Below are 17511 nucleotides of genomic sequence, written 5' to 3'. Positions count from 1 at the left end.
GTAACCCTCTCATGAATCGAAGAACCTTCCTTCAATCCCTCTCGGCAACAGCGCTCTCCGCTGCAGCGGGCAGCTTTCCTGCCTTCGCTTCACTTCCAAAGATGAAGATCACGCGCGTGCGTGCCTACTTTCCGCCCAACCCGAATCCGCTCTTCAACCAGAGCGACGTCGTCGTCACCATCGAAACTGACGCGGGTATCACTGGTATTGGCGAAGGCGGATCGAAAGACACGCTGGCCCAGTCGGCCGGCCGCCTCATCGGCCGCGACCCGCAATACATCGAACAGCTATGGCAGGATATGAATCGCGCCTTCTTCTATCCTCCGGGACGAGAGAAGACAGACGCCATCGGCGCGCTCGATCTCGCCCTCTGGGACATCAAAGGCAAAGTGCTCAAGCTGCCCGTACACGAAATACTGGGCGGCATGGTCCGTAAACACGTCGAGTGCTACAACACCGCCGGCCTCATTCCCGGCATTACCCAGGGAATGCCCATCAAAGACCGCGCCCGTATCACCGTCGAGGCCGGCTACCGCGCCTTCCGCTTCGGCGCCGCCGACACTAAAGCCAACACCACCTTCAACACCCGCGAGCGCATCAACAAGGTCCGCGAAGAGTGCGGGCAAGTACGCGAAGGAGTCGGACCAGACGGCGACTGGTGCATCGACTTCCATCAGCGCTTCGATCTCGCCGACGCCATCCGCGGCTGCAATCTCATCGAAGAGTACAACCCCCTCTTCGTCGAAGACCCCGTCCGCGCCGAAGCCTTCCTGCAGGACGTCCCCACCCTCCGCAGCAAGGTCAACGTTCCCCTCGCCGCAGGCGAAGAGTGGGGCAACCGCTGGGACTTCAACCCGCTCGTCGAAAACCACAGCATCGACTATGTGCGCGCCACCCTGCCCAACGTCGGCGGAATCACCGAGATGATGAAGATCGCCGCACTCTGCGAGACCCACTTTATCGGAATCGTCCCCCACTTTACCGGCCCCATCGCGACTGCCGCACTCGTAAATTGCCTCGGCACCTATTCAGGACCCGTCCTGATGGAATACAACTATCAGGGCCGTACTTTGCCTCATCTTCCCGTCTGCCTGGACTTCAAAGACGGAAAACTGTTTGCAAACGAAAGGCCTGGACTAGGAGTTGAGCTGGACTTCAAACAGTTGACCCAGATCGCCGAGTTCACCGAACCCGTCACCGCGCGCGCGCAGACTTACTTCCGTCCGGATGGTTCCATCACCAACTGGTAGATATCCAACGAAGCCACGAACAGCAGTAAGAGTGAGATCAGAAGGCGCATGATACAGAACCGGAAGCCCGCCACCGCTCTGCCCATGCGCTACCTCCTCGTCGTCCTTCTCTTTCTTCTCAGCTCCGTCGCCTACCTCGACCGGACCAACATCTCGATCGCCGGAATCCAGATCAGCCACGAGTACGCGATCGACAACACCCATCTCGGCTGGATCTTCAGCGCCTTCCTGATCGGATACGCCGTCTTCCAGGTCCCCGCCGGGCTGCTGGCGCATCGCTTCGGCTCGCGGCGGCTACTCACCTTCGCCGTAGTCTGGTGGGGAATCTTCACCGTTCTCACCACACTTGTCCCGCCCTCCATCGGCAACGCAGTCGCCGTCCTCATCCTCGTGCGGTTCGCGCTCGGTGCCGGCGAGGCCACCATGTACCCTGCCGCAAGCCAGTTCGTGGAGCGGTGGTTCCCCGTGCCCGAGCGCGGAAAGGCCAACGGCATCATCTTCGGCGGAGTTGGCGTCGGCTCCGGCTTCACGCCGCCCATCGTTACCGCCATCATCCTGCACTTCGGCTGGCGGGCCTCCTTCTGGTTCAGCGCCGTCTGCGGCATCATCGCCGGTATCGTCTGGTACCTCTCCGCGCGAGACACGCCCGAAGAGCACCCGCGCGTGGGCGAAAAGGAACTCGCGCTCATTCGAGCCGGGCGCGGGCCGGAGCATACCGAATCCGCGAAGCGCAGCGTCCCCTGGCGTCGCATCTTCTCCAGTAAAGAGATCCTCGCTCTCACCCTCAGCTACCTGGCCTTTGGCTACGTCGCTTGGGTCTTCTTCGGTTGGTTCTACATCTACCTCGCCCAGGCCCGCGGACTCAACCTCAAGACCAGCGCCGTCTACTCCATCCTTCCCTTCATCGGTATGACTATCGGTGCCATGGGAGGCGGCGTCGCCAGCGACTGGCTTGCACTGCGCTTCAGCCTGCGAACTGGCCGCTGCATCCTCCCCTGCTTCGCCATGGCCACCACCTCCGTACTGCTCATCGCAGGCTCCCGCGCAGAACAAGCGAGTACAGCAGGCATTGTGCTCGCGCTCGGCGCCGGTGTCCTCTACATCGCACAGAGCTGCTTCTGGGCCATCACCGCCGACTTCGCAGGCGAATACGCAGGCCTTGCCTCCGGAATCATGAACATGGGTGCGCAGGTCGGCGGCGCCGTCGCCACATCCCTCACACCATTCCTCGCCGCGCGCCTGGGATGGCACACAGCATTCTTCACCGCCGCCGGACTAGCTGTAGTCGGCGCATTGTCGTGGCTGTTAGTCGACCCCACCCGCAGCCTCGCGCTACCGGCCAACGTCCTCGAGCCAACGCTTCAGCAGAACTAGTACGTCGCCCTGCCCCCGCTCAAATCGAACACTGCCCCCGTGGTGAACGAGTTCTCCTCCGAGACCAGCCACGCCACCATCGCACTCACCTCTTCTACTTTAAGAAAGCGCCCGCGCGGAATCTTCGAGAGCATAAAGTCGATGTGCTCCTGGCTTACCTGCTCAAAAATGCGCGTCTTCGCTGCTGCGGGTGTAATGCAGTTCACCGCAATGTTGTAGCTCGCAGTCTCTTTACCGAGCGATTTGGTCAATGCAATCACTCCCGCCTTCGATGCACTGTAACCGGATGCCGTCGGATTACCCTCCTTGCCCGCAATCGAAGAAATATTCACGATGCGTCCATAGTTGCGTTCGACCATGCCAGGAACGATCGCGCGACAACAAAGAAATATCCCCGTGAGATTGATCTCCATTACTTGGCGCCATGCGTCAATTGGGTATTCCCATGTCTTAAAATTCGGCCCCGCAATCCCTGCACTCGCTACCAGGATGTCGATCGCGCCGTGCCGCGTAATTGTATGCGCTACAGCGGCATCGATGTTCGCAGCATCCGAAACATCCACTACCTCCGTCGTCACCGTTCCAGCGTTCTGTAGCTTTTCCGATGCACTTTGCAAAAGCGCCGCGTCCCTGTCCCACAGCGCGACCGAGGCTCCTGAGGCAACCACTCGCTCCGCAATGGCGAACCCAATGCCCTGCGCGCCCCCTGTAATCACAGCATGGCGTCCGTTCAGATCAATATGATTCACGTCTATCTCCGCGAGATAGTTATAACGCAGGCTGGTTCTCTGATGTAAAACCTGAAGGGTGATGAACCAAAGCGATTTGGAAGGATTTGAGCGCCGGGCTGGACTTCTGCCGCGTCCACGGCTTGGGAGATCAGGGTGGCAATCGTCATAGGCCCCACGCCGCCCGTGACCGGAGTATTTGCAGAACAACTTCCGATAGCGGAAGAGAGTTCGATATCGCCAACTTTTCCCGGATGTGAGCCCGCGTCCACAACTACGGCGCCCTCTCGAATCCAGGTCCCCTTAATGAACTCGGGCTTTCCAAGTGCACCTATGAGCCCCGCAGCCTGCTCGAATCCCAAACCGCAGAACCCGTCTAAGAACCGAACCACTAAAGAAGGACGGGTGGCCGGGTGGCCCATTCATGCAGTCTCATCGTATGAGTCGGCATTCGAGCAAAGCTCGAACCCCTTCCACTCCGGCCTAGGCAAGACTCCCGACGCAGCCCCCATCTTCTGCCAGAAAACTCCATAGCCATCGATCTCCTGAATAGGAGAGCCTATCTTCCGGCCCTCACGAAAGTCCTCCACTGCCTTTCGGCATCCCGGAACCGCTCCATAGTCATCCACAATCACGAAGCCGCCCGGCGAAACCTTGTCATACAGATGAACCAGCGCATCCATCGTGGACTCGTACATATCCCCATCCAGCCGCAGGATCGCCAACTCCTCGATCGGCGCAGACGGCAGCGTCTCCGAGAACCATCCTTCAAGGAACCCGACCTGATCGTCCAGCAGCCCATACTTCATGAAGTTCGCCTGCACCTGCTCCCGCGAGATCGCAAGCTCCGAAAACGTATGGTGCATGTCCCCGCAGTCCGCGGCCACGTCCGGACTCGGCTTCGGAAGCCCGCAGAAGGAGTCCGCCGCCCATACCCTCCGATCCGTCACTCCATAAGCCTTTAGCACCGCCCGCATCATGATGCAGGCCCCACCCCGCCACACACCCGTCTCGATAAAATCACCCGGAATCTTCTGTTCCAGCACATACTCCGCGATGCGTCGCAGATTCGTCATCCTCGCATTGCCGATCATGCTGTGCGCCTGCGATGGCCAGTCCCGGCCCAGCTGGCGCAGCTCATTCCGGTATTCGTGCGGCGACCAGCGATCCTGATTCGGGTCCTCATAGATCACATTGATCAAACACCGCTGCACCAAATCCAGGTATAACTCCTGCAGACTCTGCTCGTGATTGGCAGGCTGAGGCAACACCTCCGCCAGAATCCGCACCGCCGAGCGCTGCGAGAAATGTACGAATCCCCTTTGCTCCAACTCCCTCCGCCTCCGCTCGTCGCGAACTAGCTCCAGACATCCTGCAACTATCTTCTCTGCCGGAAACACCGCAACCGCATCCGCATACGTTCCCATATCCGGCGAAGGCTCGCTCACGACGGCCTTCGAGTTCGCCAGCAGGTAGCTCACACGCACGATCTCAAAGAGATTCGTCTCATAGTAGTGAAGGTTCAACACCACCCTGGCACGAGCAATCAGCGCATCCCGCTCCCTCCCATACACACCGAAGGCGCAGTGAACGTTGATCCCGGCCTGTTCCAGTTGAAGCAGAATCTTCCGGCGATGTTCATTCACCGAGCCATAGAACAGCACATCGATATCCTGCTCCGCCTGCGAGACGATACGGCGCAGCTCCGGAGCATATCCGATCTCGACCAGGCGCGGCGGATAGAGACACCCGGCCTCCTTCCACCTTTCCAGGTTCACCGGGCTGTAGTCCCAGATCGTATGCCGTTCCGCCAACCGGCGATACGCCTCAGAAAGATGGCTCGCTCCCAGCTGCTCCAGGTTATAGATCACGGTTCCCTCGGGAAGCGTCTTCATCTCCGCCTCGCTGAGCAGATGAGCTCCCAGGATGATATTCGTCGCCTGACGATCGACGATGTTCTCGATGACGGCCGCTCTATGACCAAGCGCCTTCAAAGCGAAATGCAAAGTCTCGGCAACCTCCTGAAAGCAGGAGCTGTGAATGTAACCGCTAGGACGAATGATCGAGATCAGGTAGTCAGCCATGGTAATCCTGACGACCGAGGAAGCATCCCGCAGGCCAAACGAATGGCCCCTCTCGTGTGAGAAATCTAATTCAGACAGGTGTGCCGGGACGGTTTTTCACGAACGTGTAATTGCAAGTTACCTTCTACTGCACGCTGTAGAAGCTGTAAATCGCAGTATAAGGAACGCGCAAAGACCGGCCCGCATGTTCCACATCGCAACCGGTGCTGGGCGCGTCGCCCCCGTGAGTATCGGACCGGCGAACCAGGGTAACCTTCGAGAGCGCCCCGGCGGGGCTTTCGGAAGGAGTCGCCGAAAGCAGGAGCCACGGAATGCTGGCGGAGTCAGGCGACGGAGCTTTCACCAGAACTTTACCTGAGACGGAGCTTCCATCCTGCCAGGTCCAAACAGGACCCGCACCATGGGTTCCAACCTGCTTATGCGTCGAAAGGTCGAAGAGCTTCGCTACAGGAGCCTGAAAGATCCAGGCGAACCCCGACCCCTGCTGCATGCACTCGTAAATCTGTACCCCGTGCCCCGCAGTGAGGTACACCACATGAGCTCCCGAAGGGGGTAAGGTCGAGTCAGTCGTTTGCGAAACAAATAGAAAGGCAGAAAGAAACAAGACAGTCAGCATCTTTACCAGACGACCAACAGCGAAAAGGGTTAGGCTCCTTACCCATCTCTCGCTTTTCACATCCCCCCTGTAACCAAACGCCAAAGCGCAGACACCTCCGGGTACGCAAACACCTTCAAGGCGTCTACCGCCGGGCAAGTACAATTTCTCCACTTCGAAAAGAGGACCGATGCTCTCTCTCAAACTCTCTGCACTCGCTCTATTCGCTGCAGCTCCGCTGTTCGCTCAGTCTGCCGCCACCCTCCACTCCGCAACCGATCTCGCCCAGGTCGAGACCAGATTGACTGCCACCGCCAAATCCAGTCCCTCCGGTGTAGGAATAGACACCATCGACGACTTCGGCTCCGCCCGCACCCTCATGGTCGTCCGCGTTCATACCGGCGATGCCGAGCTTCACGACCGATGGGCCGACCAGATGTACATCACCAAAGGAACGGTCACTCTTGTCACCGGAGGAGCGATGAAAGGCGGCCACACGCTCGCTGGCCAGGAGGGCGAAACCCGTGGCCCGTCTGTGGACGGCGGCCAGGAGATCGTCCTCCACGTCGGAGACACAGTCCACGTCCCCGCCGGTGTACCGCACTGGGTCAAGGTTCCCCCCGGTACCACCACCACCTATCTCATCTTCAAGGAGAAGTAGACGGCAGGATCCCGGCCCCATTGATACGGATCTCTTATCTCGGGTGCCCCATTCACGCGGTTTCACCGCTTGAGTGGGATATTCGCGCGGAAAACGCGAACCGCTTCCAGGTACCGGCAAGCCTCCAGGCTTGGCCCTCTCTGCTGCACGAAAAGAAAAGGGGCTTTAGTCTAAATCCCACTTTTTCGACACGTCATTCTGAGCAAAGCGAAGAATCGCAGTGGTTCTCCGCCCCATTCATGCAGTCTCATCGCATGAATGAGGCCGCCGCGCAAAGACGCCAGATGTCGGGTGCCCATTCACGCAATCTCATCGTATCGGTGGCAATGGAGGGCAGTCAGAGCAGGCAGGAAGCAGAGCCTCCTCAAGCCAGCCCAACCTCACGCTCCGCCCGTCTTCCCCCCAGATACCCAAACAGCGCAATGTAGATATAGCAGACCGCCGGAATCACAAATGCGTGCTGCACGCCGATCTTATCCGCCAGATGTCCCTCGGCCAGCGGAATCAGCGCACCGCCCACAATCGCCGCCACCATCAGGCTCGAGCCCTTGCTCGTCAGCGGCCCCAGCCCCGACAGCCCGACCGTGAAGATGCTCGGAAACATCACCGAGTTGAACAGCCCCACCGCCAGAATCGCCCACATCGCCGTATGCCCATGCGTCAGGATCGACATCACCACCAGCCCGAACGCCACCACGGCCGCCGTTCCCAGCACCGTGCTCGTCTTGAGCTTCGTCAGCAGCCACGACCCGATAAACCGCCCGATCATCGCCCCGCCCCAGTACAGCGAGACGTACTTCGCCGCCGTCCTCTCCGAAAACGCCGCAATATCCGGCAGCCCGAAGTAGTTCACCAGGAAGCTCCCGATCGACACCTCTGCCCCGACATATACAAAAATCCCCAGCGCCCCCGCCAGCAGTACTGGATGCTTCCAGATGCTGTCTCCGGTCGTATCCGCATCCAGCTCGCCGGGACGGATGTCGCGCGTAAAGTCCATCGTCGGCATCTTCAGCACGGCAAACGAGATCGCCAGCAGCACCAGCGTCAGCCCGATTCCCATATATGGCAGCCGCACCGAAGAGGCCTGCTCCATCCGGTACTGCTGCAGCGCCGCGGCGGAAAACGACTGCAGCCTCTCCTGTGTCGCCTGGGTCGAGCTCAGAATCAACGCGCCGCCAAAGAACGGAGCCACAAACGTTCCGAAGGAGTTGAACGCCTGGGCCAGATTCAGGCGCGCCGCCGAGGTCTCCGGCGGTCCCAGGTTCGCCACATAAGGATTCGCCGCCACCTGCAAACTCGTAATTCCCGCCGCCAGGATCACCAGAGCCGAAAGAAACAGGGCGAACGAAGCCGCCGTCGACGCTGGAAGGAACAGAAACGCGCCCGCCGCCATCACCAGCAGGCCGATCACCATCGTTCCCTTGTAGCCGCGCCACTCCACCAGCTTGCCCGCCGGCAGCGCGAAGATGAAATACGACGAGAAGAAACAGAACTGCACCAGCATCGCCTGCCCGTAGTTCAGGTCAAAAATGCCCTTCAGGTGCGGAATCAGGATGTCATTGAGGCACGTCAGAAAGCCCCACATGAAAAAGAGCATCGTCGCGATGCTCATGGCCCGGATGTCGGTCTTGCGCGCTCCGGAGTACTGTGTCGTGGCTGCTGTTGTTCCAACGCCGATGGCCATATCTCTGGGTAACCTCTGCCGGGCAATAAAACGGTTAAACTCTTCCAGCCCATCCCATCCTAATACGCTTCGATGGCCCTATGCTTCCCAGGGCGGACCCCAACGCTTCGATGGCCCGACGCGCTTCCCAGAGCCGACCACTCCTCCCGCAAAGCCATCGCCAGATCCCCCAGACTCGATCCCACATGCCACTCTCGAAAATGCGGCAGAAAAACCCATGCCCCCGAAGAGTGTCATCCTAAAAATGCGGCAGAAACCCGCGCCCCGGAAGAGTGTCATCCTGAAAATGCGGCAGAACCCACCCCGGAAGAGTGTCATCCTGAGCGAAGCCTCTCGTAGTTTTATCGCGAGAGGCGAAGTCGAAGGATCTGCGGTTCCACTACCTAACGCCACCGCCCGCTTTCCTTCACGGCGCCCTGCCAAAAACCTGTCAAGTCTCCACAAGACCTAAACCTTCATCCATCAGTCACATTGCCAGTGCCGATCAGTTTCCCCTCCCCCGCTATACTTAAATCAGGGACTGAACCGGAGCGCATGCCCATCCGAAACACCGGGCACGCGTCGTTTAAACTTCACAGGTACCGACCTAACTTACATCGTTTGAATATTTTGCACACTTAAGACGGGGGAGGGGACGCTCTCCAGTCACTTACGGAAGAAGATAAAGAGCCAGATGACTACACCTCGCGACCGGAACCTCCGCATGCCCGCCGAATGGGCTCCCCACACCGCCACCTGGATCGCGTGGCCCCACAACGCCGAGGACTGGCCCGGAAAATTCCAGCCCATCGCCTGGGTCTACGCCGAGATCGTTCGCAACCTCTCCTGCTGCGAAGACGTCCACATCCTCGTCAACGACGAAGGCTCGGAGAAGCGCGCCCGCCGCATCCTTCTCCGCGCCGGAGCCAACATGGCCCGCCTCCACTTCCACCCCTGGCAGACCGACCGCGTCTGGCTCCGCGACTCCGGCCCCATCTTCGTCAAAAATCCCCAGGGTGAGCTCGCCCTCACCAACTGGCGCTTCAACGCCTGGGCCAAGTACGACAACTGGCGCCGCGACGACCAGATCCCGCACCACATCGCCAAACTCTACGGCCTCGAGGAGTTCCAGCCGAAGATCACCGGCGAAGATGGCAAAGATCACCGCCTCGTCCTCGAAGGCGGCTCCATCGACACCAACGGAGCAGGCGTCCTTCTCACCACCGAAGAGTGCCTCCTCTCCGACGTCCAGCAGCGCAACCCCGGCGTCTCCCGCGAACAACTCGAGCAGGCCTTCCACGATTACCTCGGCATCGACCACACCATCTGGCTCAATCGAGGCACCGCCGGGGACGATACGCACGGTCACGTCGACGACATCACCCGCTTCGTCGCCGAGGACACCATCCTCACCTGCGTCGAGCCCAGCACCCACGACGAGAACCATCTCCCTCTCGCCGAAAACCTCGACCGCCTCCGCTCCGCCCGCAACCTCGACGGCAAGCCCTTCAGAATCGTCGAGATGCCCATGCCCGCGCCGGTCGTCTTCGATAACCAGCGCCTCCCGGCCAGCTACGCGAACTTCTACATCGCCAACGACCTCGTCCTCGTCCCCACCTTCAACGACGCCAACGACCGCCATGCCCTCAACATCATCGCCGGCTGCTTCCCAGACCGTCGTGTCACCGGAATCCACTGCACTGACTTCATCTGGGGTCTCGGCGCGCTACACTGCATGACACAACAAGAGCCTGCGTAAACCGATTCGCCTACGCTGGCATCCAAAGATGTTTTACTGTTACGTTTCGTAATTAATTTCGGAGACCTGATGCGAACCATCGCCTGCGCCCTGATGTTCTCGGCTGCCATTGCTGCAACGGCCCAACAGAAGCCCATCATCCTGCACGATGCAGCCCTCGTCGACGGCACCGGGGCTCAAATTCGCCCGCACGTCGACATCACACTCCACAAGGGCTACATCGAGAGCGTCAAGCCCGCCTTCAAGAAGGCTCCCAAGGATGCAGACATCATCGATTGCACCGGCAAGACCGTCATCCCGGGGCTCATCAGCGCGCACTCGCATCTCGGCATCCTGCTCGACAACGCCACCCCATCGGCGAATGCCTACACCACCGAGAATGTCACCGCCGCTCTCAACCAGTTCGAACGCTATGGTGTCACCACCATCGTCTCGCTCGGCCTCAATCGTGATCTGGTCTACGAGCTTCGCGACCAGCAGCGTGCAGGCAAGCTCGGCGGAGCCACTCTCCTCACCGCCGGCCGCGGCTTCGGCGTGCCCAACGGCGCGCCCGGCCTAGATGTAGCGCCCGACCAGATCTATCGCCCCGCCAACGCCGACGAAGCCCGTAAAGACGTCAATGAACTCGCCGGGCACCACGCTGATCTCGTCAAGTTCTGGCTCGACAGCGGTCACGGCAAGATTCCTCCGATGGATCCCGCCGTCTACACCGCCATCCTTGAAGAGGCGCACAAGCACCACATGAAGGTTGCCGCACACGTCTACAACCTTGCCGATGCCCGCAGCCTGGTCAACGCAAACATCGATATCCTCGCTCACTCCGTGCGCGATCAGGCCGTCGATCCCGCCTTCGCCCAGTCGCTCATCGCTCACAAGATCTGGTACATCCCCACCCTCACTCTGGACGAAACCTTTTACGTCTACGCCTCAGATCCCGACGTCATGAAGTCGTCCTTCTTCCAGCAGGCCGCCGGCCCACAGCTCCTCGCAAAGCTCCAGGCCCCTGACTACGCCGAGAAGACTCTTGCCTCACCGCAGACCGAGCAGGCGAAGAAAGACCACGAGATTGCCATGAAGAATCTCAAAACTCTTTACGATGCTGGAGTCAGCATCGCCTTCGGCACTGACTCTGGCGCAGTACCGGGCCGCATCCCCGGCTTCACAGAGCACCGCGAGCTCGAAGACCTGGTCGCGGCCGGCATGACTCCTCTGCAGGCGATCACACTTGCGACCGGCGAGAACGGACGCCTGCTGCACGAGCTCAACCCGAAGCTCAGCGTCGGCCTCATCAAGCAGGACTACTCCGCCGACCTGCTCATTCTCTCTGCCGATCCTCTGATGGACGTTCGGAACACGCGTCACATCGAAGCCGTCTACCACCACGGCGTCCTCGTTCCCAACACTCCGCCACAGAACTAGATCGCCACACGGAACTGAATGAAACCGCGCGAACAGCCTGACGCCCCCGAACAGCGTGACGCTTTCGATGAGCGCATGATGCGCCTCGCCATCGCCGAGGCGCGCGCCGCAGAGGCGGCAGGCGAGGTCCCCGTCGGTGCCATCGTCCTTGCGGCTGATGGCGAAACAATTCTCGGACGCGGCCAGAATCGCGTCCTCCGCGACAGCGACCCTACCGCGCACGCTGAGATCGTCGCCATGCGCGAGGCCGGCCGCGCCCTGTCCAACTACCGCCTGCTTACGCCGGAGGGTGGCTGCACCCTCTACGTCACGCTGGAGCCCTGCGCCATGTGCGCCAGCGCCATCCTGCACGCCCGCATCGCACGGCTCGTCTACGCCGCCGACGATCCCAAGGCGGGGGCCTGCGGCAGCGTTCTCGAAGTGATGAATCACCCGCAGCTCAATCACCGCACCGAGGTCCGCACCGGCATTCTGGCTGAAGAGTGCAGCCGGATGCTGAGCAACTTTTTCCTCGCCAGACGCGGAAGGCAGCGCGTCGACCCGCATCCTATGGATGCAGAGGAGGCCCTCCTCGGAGGCAACGATGGCGACGAAGAAAAAATGGTCCGCAAAAGTTGATACCGATTCCACACATCCCGATGAAGGTCTGTTCAAAAAAAGTCCGTCCACAATCGCCAAAGCATTAGCTTCAAAGAGGATCTCGCCCAAGGGCCCAGGCTCGCGTAGGCGGATGTTGACCTTCTATAGCAACAGAGCCGGAAAGAATCTTCCGGCGGAACGAAAGACTGCTCTCAAAAAGGCGAAGACGATCCTCTCCGGAATCATCGCCGACCAGAAGGAAAAGCCTGCCGCCCAAAAATCTTCTACACAAAAGGCTGCAGCAAAGAAGGCAACACGAGAGGCAGTGAAAAAGGTAACGACTCGCACAAAGAAGAAGGCTACAAAGAAAGCAGCGTAAGACAGTTCCGCTCACGCAAAGGGGTTTCATGCCAGGCCGCCTCTCCGGAAGAGTCGCCATCGTCACCGGATCTTCTTCCGGGATCGGCCAGTCCATCGCCATCCGTCTCGCCACCGAGGGAGCAAACATCGTCGTCGACTACCGCAGTCACCCCGAAGGCGCCGACGATACCAGGAAGCAGATCGAGGCGGGTGGAAGCAAGGCCATCACCCTGCACGCCGACGTCTCGAAGCTCGAAGACACACGGAAACTCGTCGAGCAGGCATGGCAACATCTCGGTGGCTGCGACATTCTCGTCAACAACGCCGGTATCGAGAAGGATGCCGACTTCTGGGACGTCACCGAAGAGGACTATGACGAGGTCCTCAATGTAAATCTCAAAGGAGTCTTCTTTCTCACCCAGGCCTTCGTCCGACGTTTGCGTGAGGCGAAGCGTCCGGGCCGCATCGTCAACATCAGCTCCGTGCGTGAGGACATGGCCTTCCCGCACTTCTCCACCTATTGCTCCTCCAAAGGAGCCATGCGCATGCTAGCGCGAAACCTCGCCGTCGAGCTTGGGCCGCTCGGCATTACCATCAACAACATCGCGCCCGGTGCCATCATGACGCCCATGAACAAGTCCTTGCTCGACGACAAGCCCAGGCTCGACTCCCTGCTCAAAAACATTCCACTCGCACGTATGGGCAAGCCTGAAGAGGTCGCCGCGCTAACCGCCTTTCTCGCTTCGGACGAAGCCTCCTACATCACCGGAAGCACTTACATCATCGACGGTGGTCTCACCGTCAATTATCACGAGCAGTGAAGGGTCCCGTAAAATATGGCTATGGAGTTGACTGTCTACACTGCGGCATGGTGCCGCGACTGCCGCGAAGCGAAGCGTTTTCTCGACACCCACAACATTCCTTATCAGGAAGTTGACATCGAAATCACTCCGGGTGCCGCCGACCTCGTCCTCGAGAACGTCGGCAAACGTGCGATCCCTCAATTCGTTATCAACGGAAGATGGGTCCAGCCGTACCGTCCTGGCTATGGCTTTCTGCATGACGAGATGGCGCAACTGTTCGGCGTAAACAACGCCTGATTTCTATTTTTCCGCGTGCGTCGTCATGGCCGTCGCCTCGGAATCATCGCTCAGAGCCCTATCCCCGGCAGTTCGGCGGTCGCCGGTACGCCCATGGCGGTTCGCGCTTTCGTACGCGCTGTCGACAAGATGGTCGAGGAACGGCGCGGTGTTCTCATGCTGCGCGAAAGGCCAGCGAAGACGAAGAATTCTTTGTCGCTCCCGGTCACGGAGGCTGGCTTTGCCACGAGCCTCAAGCAGGTCCTCGATATTGAGGATGCCGACCAACTCTCCGTCATCGTTCGTAACAGGAAACGACCGCAGCTTCGACTCGGCCATCTTTTCAGCGACCGAGCGCAGCGTCTCCCATGGGCCCACGGCTACGGGATTAGAGATTCCATCCTTGATCAGGGGCGCGGAAGGATCTCCCGCCTCGGCTGCCGTGATCATCTGTCCGCGGGTCAGAATGGCCTTTATTCCGCCACCTTCGCCGAGAAGCGGGAAGATACGCTGCCAGTGCGCCCAGGCCTCGCCTCCGCGCTTGTTCATCTTCGCGAGCCAATCCATCGCATCCTGTCGCGTCGCACTCGCAGGCAGGGCGAAGACGCTGGTGTGCATCACTTCGCGCACCATCACCGTCTCCAGCGGATCGACGCCATACTCGCGGGAGAGGTGAAGCCCCTTACGGCTCAGGCTCTCCGTCAGCATCGATCGGGGCTGTAGCAAGGCGCTGATCGCATACGCAGTGACGCAGGCAAGCAGCACCGGAAGCATCAGACCGCCGTTGTGGGTCAGCTCGACCGCAAACATCGCCGCCGTGAGGGGCGCGCCCAGGGAAGCGGCAATGATCGACGTCATCCCCACAACCGCCCAGGCACCGGGGGAGATCGGGGTCAGCAGATGCCCGACAGCTACGCCCATCGCGCCGCCGATCATCAACAGCGGCGCCAGAATTCCGCCCGCCGTCTCCGATCCCAGAGCGACCACCCAGATAAACGATTTGATCAGAAGTATGCCTGCAAGCAGCTTCCATGTGACCTGCTCATTCAGCAGCTGACGGATCACGTCATAGCCCACGCCCAGCGACTGCGGAAAGATCAGGCCACCGAGCCCGACCACGATACCGCCCAGCGCAGGCCACCACATCCAGTGGATCGGGAGGCTCTCGAACTTTGTCTCGAAGAAATGGATCGCGCGGCTCAAGCCGGTCGTCAGCAGCGCGGCAAGCATTCCCATCAGCAGCGCCCCCAGCATCGCCGCATGATGCATCGCGACGACGGTCGGCTGCATCAGGAAGATCGGTCCCGGCCCCAGCAGAAGCCGCCGAATTGCACCGGCTGTAATGCAGGCGATGGCGACCGGGACCAGGCTTCGCGGTCTCCACTCGAACAACAGAAGCTCGACAGCCAGCAGGGTCGCAGCCATCGGACAGCTGAAAGCCGCCGCCATGCCCGCCGAAGCTCCCGCCACCATCAGCACTGTGCGCTCGCAATCGGTTACAGGAAGCAGCTGACCGAGCACCGACCCCACAGCGCCTCCCGTGATGATCACCGGGCCTTCCGCACCGAACGGTCCGCCCGAACCGATGGAGATGGCCGTGGCCAGCGGCTTGAGGATCGCGACCCGCGGCTGTACCCTGCCGCGCTGAAAGACGATCACCTCGACCGCTTCCGGCATACCGTGTCCACGCACCTTCGGGGAACCGAAGCGCGCAATCAAACCCACGATGAGGCCACCGATGACGGGTATGAAGGCCACCCACCAGCCCATATGGTGCCCCGACGGTTCGACCTCCACAAAAGAAAACCGCTGATAGTAGAAAAGGTTCGTGGCAAGCGCGATCAGCTCCAGAAGCGCCCATGCGAGTACGCTGCTTACAGCCCCCAGTACCGCCGCCAGCACGCTTACATACAGCACGCGCGCATCAACCGAATAGTCGCGAAGCCTGTCTCCGGGAGCGCTCATCGTGTTCCATTCCTCTTCCCAGATTGGCGGCCGCTGATAAGTTGCTGTAATGCATGCAGCAGCTCCGGGCCCTCTGTCTCTATTTCGGCAAGATGCGCTTCTACCAGAGTGGTCAGCACACGGTTCCCTTGTTCGGTGACCTCTACGAGCGAGCGTCTGTGATCGGCCACATCGGCAACACGACGCACCAGGCCCGACCGCTCTGCCCGATCCACTAACTCCACGGCGCTGTTATGACGTAACAACATGCGCTGAGCCAGGTACGAGATCGAACATTCACTCCCTTCCGGAACTGCGGCCACCACCTGAAGCAGCTGGTATTGTTGCGCCGAGATCCCGGCAGCCTCGGCAGCCGTTTCGCTGAAGCCGAGAAACCGCCGAAGCCTGAAGCGAAACTCCGCCAGCTCGGCCAGTCGCTCTGGCTTGGCGTGCACGGTCTTCTGTTTTTTGGTCAGAACAGCCATTTATGTCGCATCACGATTATATCGCATTACGATATATTTAAGCTCTCCACCAACTCATACCCAAACACCACCAGATACCAGCTCCCTATCCCGCAGTAAAATAAAAAGGAACCTTACCTTCCCTGGAGAGCCCGCACCTTGATCTCCCGCTACACTCGCCATTGCGCAGGCGCCTTCAGGACCTATTCAGGAAGACATCTATGATTCCCCGCTACACTCGCCCCGCTATGGGCCGCATCTGGTCTGACGAAAACAAGTACCGCTGCTGGCTCAAGGTCGAGGCCGCCGCCTCGCAAGCCCTCGCCCGCTTCGGTCTCGTGCCGCAGGAGGCCGCCGACGCAATCCGCGACCGCGGCGACTTTACCGTCGACCGCATCAATGCCATCGAGGCCGAGGTCCGCCACGACGTCATCGCCTTCACCACCACCGTCGCCGAGCACATCAACAACCCGGAACACTCGCGCTGGCTCCACTACGGCCTCACTTCCACCGACGTGGTCGACACCGCGCAGGCTCTCCAGATCCGCGAAGCCTCTGTCATTATTCGCGCGGGCATCGTCGAACTCTCGGAGGTCCTCAAGCGCAGGGCTCTCGAGTTCAAAAACACTCCCATCATCGGCCGCACCCACGGCATCCATGCCGAGCCGTCCACCTTCGGACTCAAGCTCCTGCTCTGGTACTCGGAGATGCATCGCAACCTCGCCCGCTTCGACGCCGCCGCCGAAGACCTTCGCGTCGGCAAGCTCTCCGGAGCCGTCGGCACCTTCGGCCACCTCAAGCCCGAGCACGAAGAGGCCATCTGCGCCGAGCTCGATCTCAAGCCCGCCGACATCGCTACCCAGGTGCTCCAGCGCGACCGCCACGCGGCCTACATCTCCACGCTCGCCGTCCTCGCCAGCACCCTCGACAAGATCGCCACCGAGATCCGTCATCTGCAGCGCACCGAGGTCCGCGAAGCCGAGGAGTTCTTCTCCGAGAAGCAGAAGGGTTCAAGCGCGATGCCGCACAAGCGCAACCCCATCACCAGCGAGCAGATCTCCGGCCTCGCACGCGTCATGCGTGCCAACGCCCAGACTGCGCTCGAAAACGTAGCCCTCTGGCACGAGCGCGACATCTCGCACTCCTCCGCCGAGCGCGTCATCTTCCCCGACTCGACCATCCTCGCCGACTACCTGCTGGCCAAGACGACCAACCTCATCGAAAAACTCCTCGTCTATCCGGCGCGCATGCTGAAGAACCTCGAATCCACGGGCGGCCTCATCTTCTCCGGCCAACTGTTGCTCGATCTCGCCGAGTCCGGAATGAGCCGTGAAGATGCCTATCGTCTCGTTCAGGGTCACGCGATGAACTCCTGGAAGAACGATCTGGTCTTCCGCGATGAGATAGCCAGGGTCCCCGAGATCACGGCGCGTCTCACGCCGGAAAAATTGGCCCGCGCCTTCGACTACAACCGCCAGCTGGCCAACGTCGATGCCATCTTCAATCGCGTTTTAAGCAGTACCAAAAAATAACCTGTGGTCTAAATGTGAGT

At 60.3% G+C, this 17511-nt stretch carries 17 protein-coding genes; 10 read left to right on the top strand and 7 right to left on the bottom strand.

Annotation, left to right across the window (positions count from 1 at the left end):
• Positions 1-11 precede the first annotated feature (11 nt).
• On the top strand, positions 12-1250 hold the full coding sequence (locus BDD14_RS22910) for a mandelate racemase/muconate lactonizing enzyme family protein (protein WP_130421552.1): 1239 nt from the start codon (positions 12-14) through the stop codon (positions 1248-1250).
• A gap of 48 nt (positions 1251-1298) precedes the next feature.
• The gene (locus BDD14_RS22905) at positions 1299-2624 is read left to right on the top strand and encodes an MFS transporter (protein WP_242618142.1); all 1326 of its coding nucleotides are present in this window, start codon (positions 1299-1301) and stop codon (positions 2622-2624) included.
• On the opposite strand, the gene BDD14_RS22900 is transcribed toward BDD14_RS22905, so the two are convergent.
• From BDD14_RS22900 to BDD14_RS22885, 4 genes are all read right to left on the bottom strand, one after another.
• On the bottom strand, positions 2621-3373 hold the full coding sequence (locus BDD14_RS22900) for an SDR family NAD(P)-dependent oxidoreductase (RefSeq protein WP_130421550.1): 753 nt from the start codon (positions 3371-3373) through the stop codon (positions 2621-2623). The genes BDD14_RS22905 and BDD14_RS22900 overlap by 4 nt on opposite strands.
• A gap of 2 nt (positions 3374-3375) precedes the next feature.
• Positions 3376-3774, bottom strand: a complete 399-nt coding sequence (locus BDD14_RS22895; protein ID WP_130421548.1) for a hypothetical protein — start codon at positions 3772-3774, stop codon at positions 3376-3378.
• Positions 3775-5436, bottom strand: coding sequence for a TylF/MycF family methyltransferase (locus BDD14_RS32540; protein WP_207231804.1), 1662 nt, complete (start codon positions 5434-5436; stop codon positions 3775-3777).
• Positions 5437-5560: 124 nt separating this feature from the next.
• Positions 5561-6052 carry a DUF3455 domain-containing protein gene (locus tag BDD14_RS22885; RefSeq protein WP_130421546.1) on the bottom strand — a complete coding sequence of 164 codons (492 nt, stop codon included), beginning with the start codon at positions 6050-6052 and terminating at the stop codon, positions 5561-5563.
• A 169-nt stretch (positions 6053-6221) separates the two neighbouring features.
• Between BDD14_RS22885 and BDD14_RS22880 the strand changes: the two genes are divergently transcribed.
• The gene (locus tag BDD14_RS22880) at positions 6222-6692 is read left to right on the top strand and encodes a hypothetical protein (RefSeq protein ID WP_130421544.1); all 471 of its coding nucleotides are present in this window, start codon (positions 6222-6224) and stop codon (positions 6690-6692) included.
• 364 nt (positions 6693-7056) lie between these two features.
• Here the strand turns inward: BDD14_RS22880 and BDD14_RS22875 are convergent, their stop codons facing one another.
• A complete protein-coding gene (locus BDD14_RS22875) occupies positions 7057-8376 on the bottom strand; it encodes a sugar MFS transporter (RefSeq protein WP_130421542.1) in 1320 nt (439 codons plus the stop codon).
• 673 nt (positions 8377-9049) lie between these two features.
• Here BDD14_RS22875 and BDD14_RS22870 point away from each other — a divergent pair.
• The 6 genes from BDD14_RS22870 (at position 9050) to BDD14_RS22845 (ending at position 13572) form a co-directional block, all read left to right on the top strand.
• Positions 9050-10114, top strand: a complete 1065-nt coding sequence (locus BDD14_RS22870) for an agmatine deiminase family protein (RefSeq protein ID WP_130421540.1) — start codon at positions 9050-9052, stop codon at positions 10112-10114.
• 69 nt (positions 10115-10183) lie between these two features.
• Entirely contained in the window at positions 10184-11533 is a 1350-nt protein-coding gene (locus BDD14_RS22865) for an amidohydrolase family protein (RefSeq protein ID WP_130421538.1), read from the top strand.
• 18 nt (positions 11534-11551) lie between these two features.
• Positions 11552-12151, top strand: coding sequence for a tRNA adenosine(34) deaminase TadA (gene tadA, locus BDD14_RS22860; protein WP_130421536.1), 600 nt, complete (start codon positions 11552-11554; stop codon positions 12149-12151).
• The gene (locus BDD14_RS22855) at positions 12117-12491 is read left to right on the top strand and encodes a DUF3175 domain-containing protein (RefSeq protein ID WP_130421534.1); all 375 of its coding nucleotides are present in this window, start codon (positions 12117-12119) and stop codon (positions 12489-12491) included. Before tadA ends, BDD14_RS22855 begins: the two co-directional genes overlap by 35 nt.
• Before the next feature lie 28 nt (positions 12492-12519).
• Positions 12520-13293, top strand: coding sequence for an SDR family NAD(P)-dependent oxidoreductase (locus BDD14_RS22850; RefSeq protein WP_130421532.1), 774 nt, complete (start codon positions 12520-12522; stop codon positions 13291-13293).
• Positions 13294-13314: 21 nt separating this feature from the next.
• Positions 13315-13572 (top strand): glutaredoxin family protein, encoded by a 258-nt coding sequence (locus BDD14_RS22845; protein WP_130423529.1) that lies wholly within the window; start codon positions 13315-13317, stop codon positions 13570-13572.
• A 3-nt stretch (positions 13573-13575) separates the two neighbouring features.
• Here the strand turns inward: BDD14_RS22845 and BDD14_RS22840 are convergent, their stop codons facing one another.
• On the bottom strand, positions 13576-15516 hold the full coding sequence (locus tag BDD14_RS22840) for a chloride channel protein (protein ID WP_130421530.1): 1941 nt from the start codon (positions 15514-15516) through the stop codon (positions 13576-13578).
• Positions 15513-15980 (bottom strand): MarR family winged helix-turn-helix transcriptional regulator, encoded by a 468-nt coding sequence (locus BDD14_RS22835; RefSeq protein WP_130421528.1) that lies wholly within the window; start codon positions 15978-15980, stop codon positions 15513-15515. Before BDD14_RS22835 ends, BDD14_RS22840 begins: the two co-directional genes overlap by 4 nt.
• A gap of 200 nt (positions 15981-16180) precedes the next feature.
• Between BDD14_RS22835 and purB the strand changes: the two genes are divergently transcribed.
• Entirely contained in the window at positions 16181-17491 is a 1311-nt protein-coding gene (purB, locus tag BDD14_RS22830) for an adenylosuccinate lyase (RefSeq protein ID WP_130421526.1), read from the top strand.
• Positions 17492-17511 lie beyond the last annotated feature (20 nt).

The organism is Edaphobacter modestus (assembly GCF_004217555.1).
Classification (GTDB): Bacteria; Acidobacteriota; Terriglobia; order Terriglobales; family Acidobacteriaceae; genus Edaphobacter; species Edaphobacter modestus.
The sequence above is the reverse complement of the archived record's forward strand: the minus strand, read 5'-3'. Positions and strand labels throughout refer to the sequence as shown.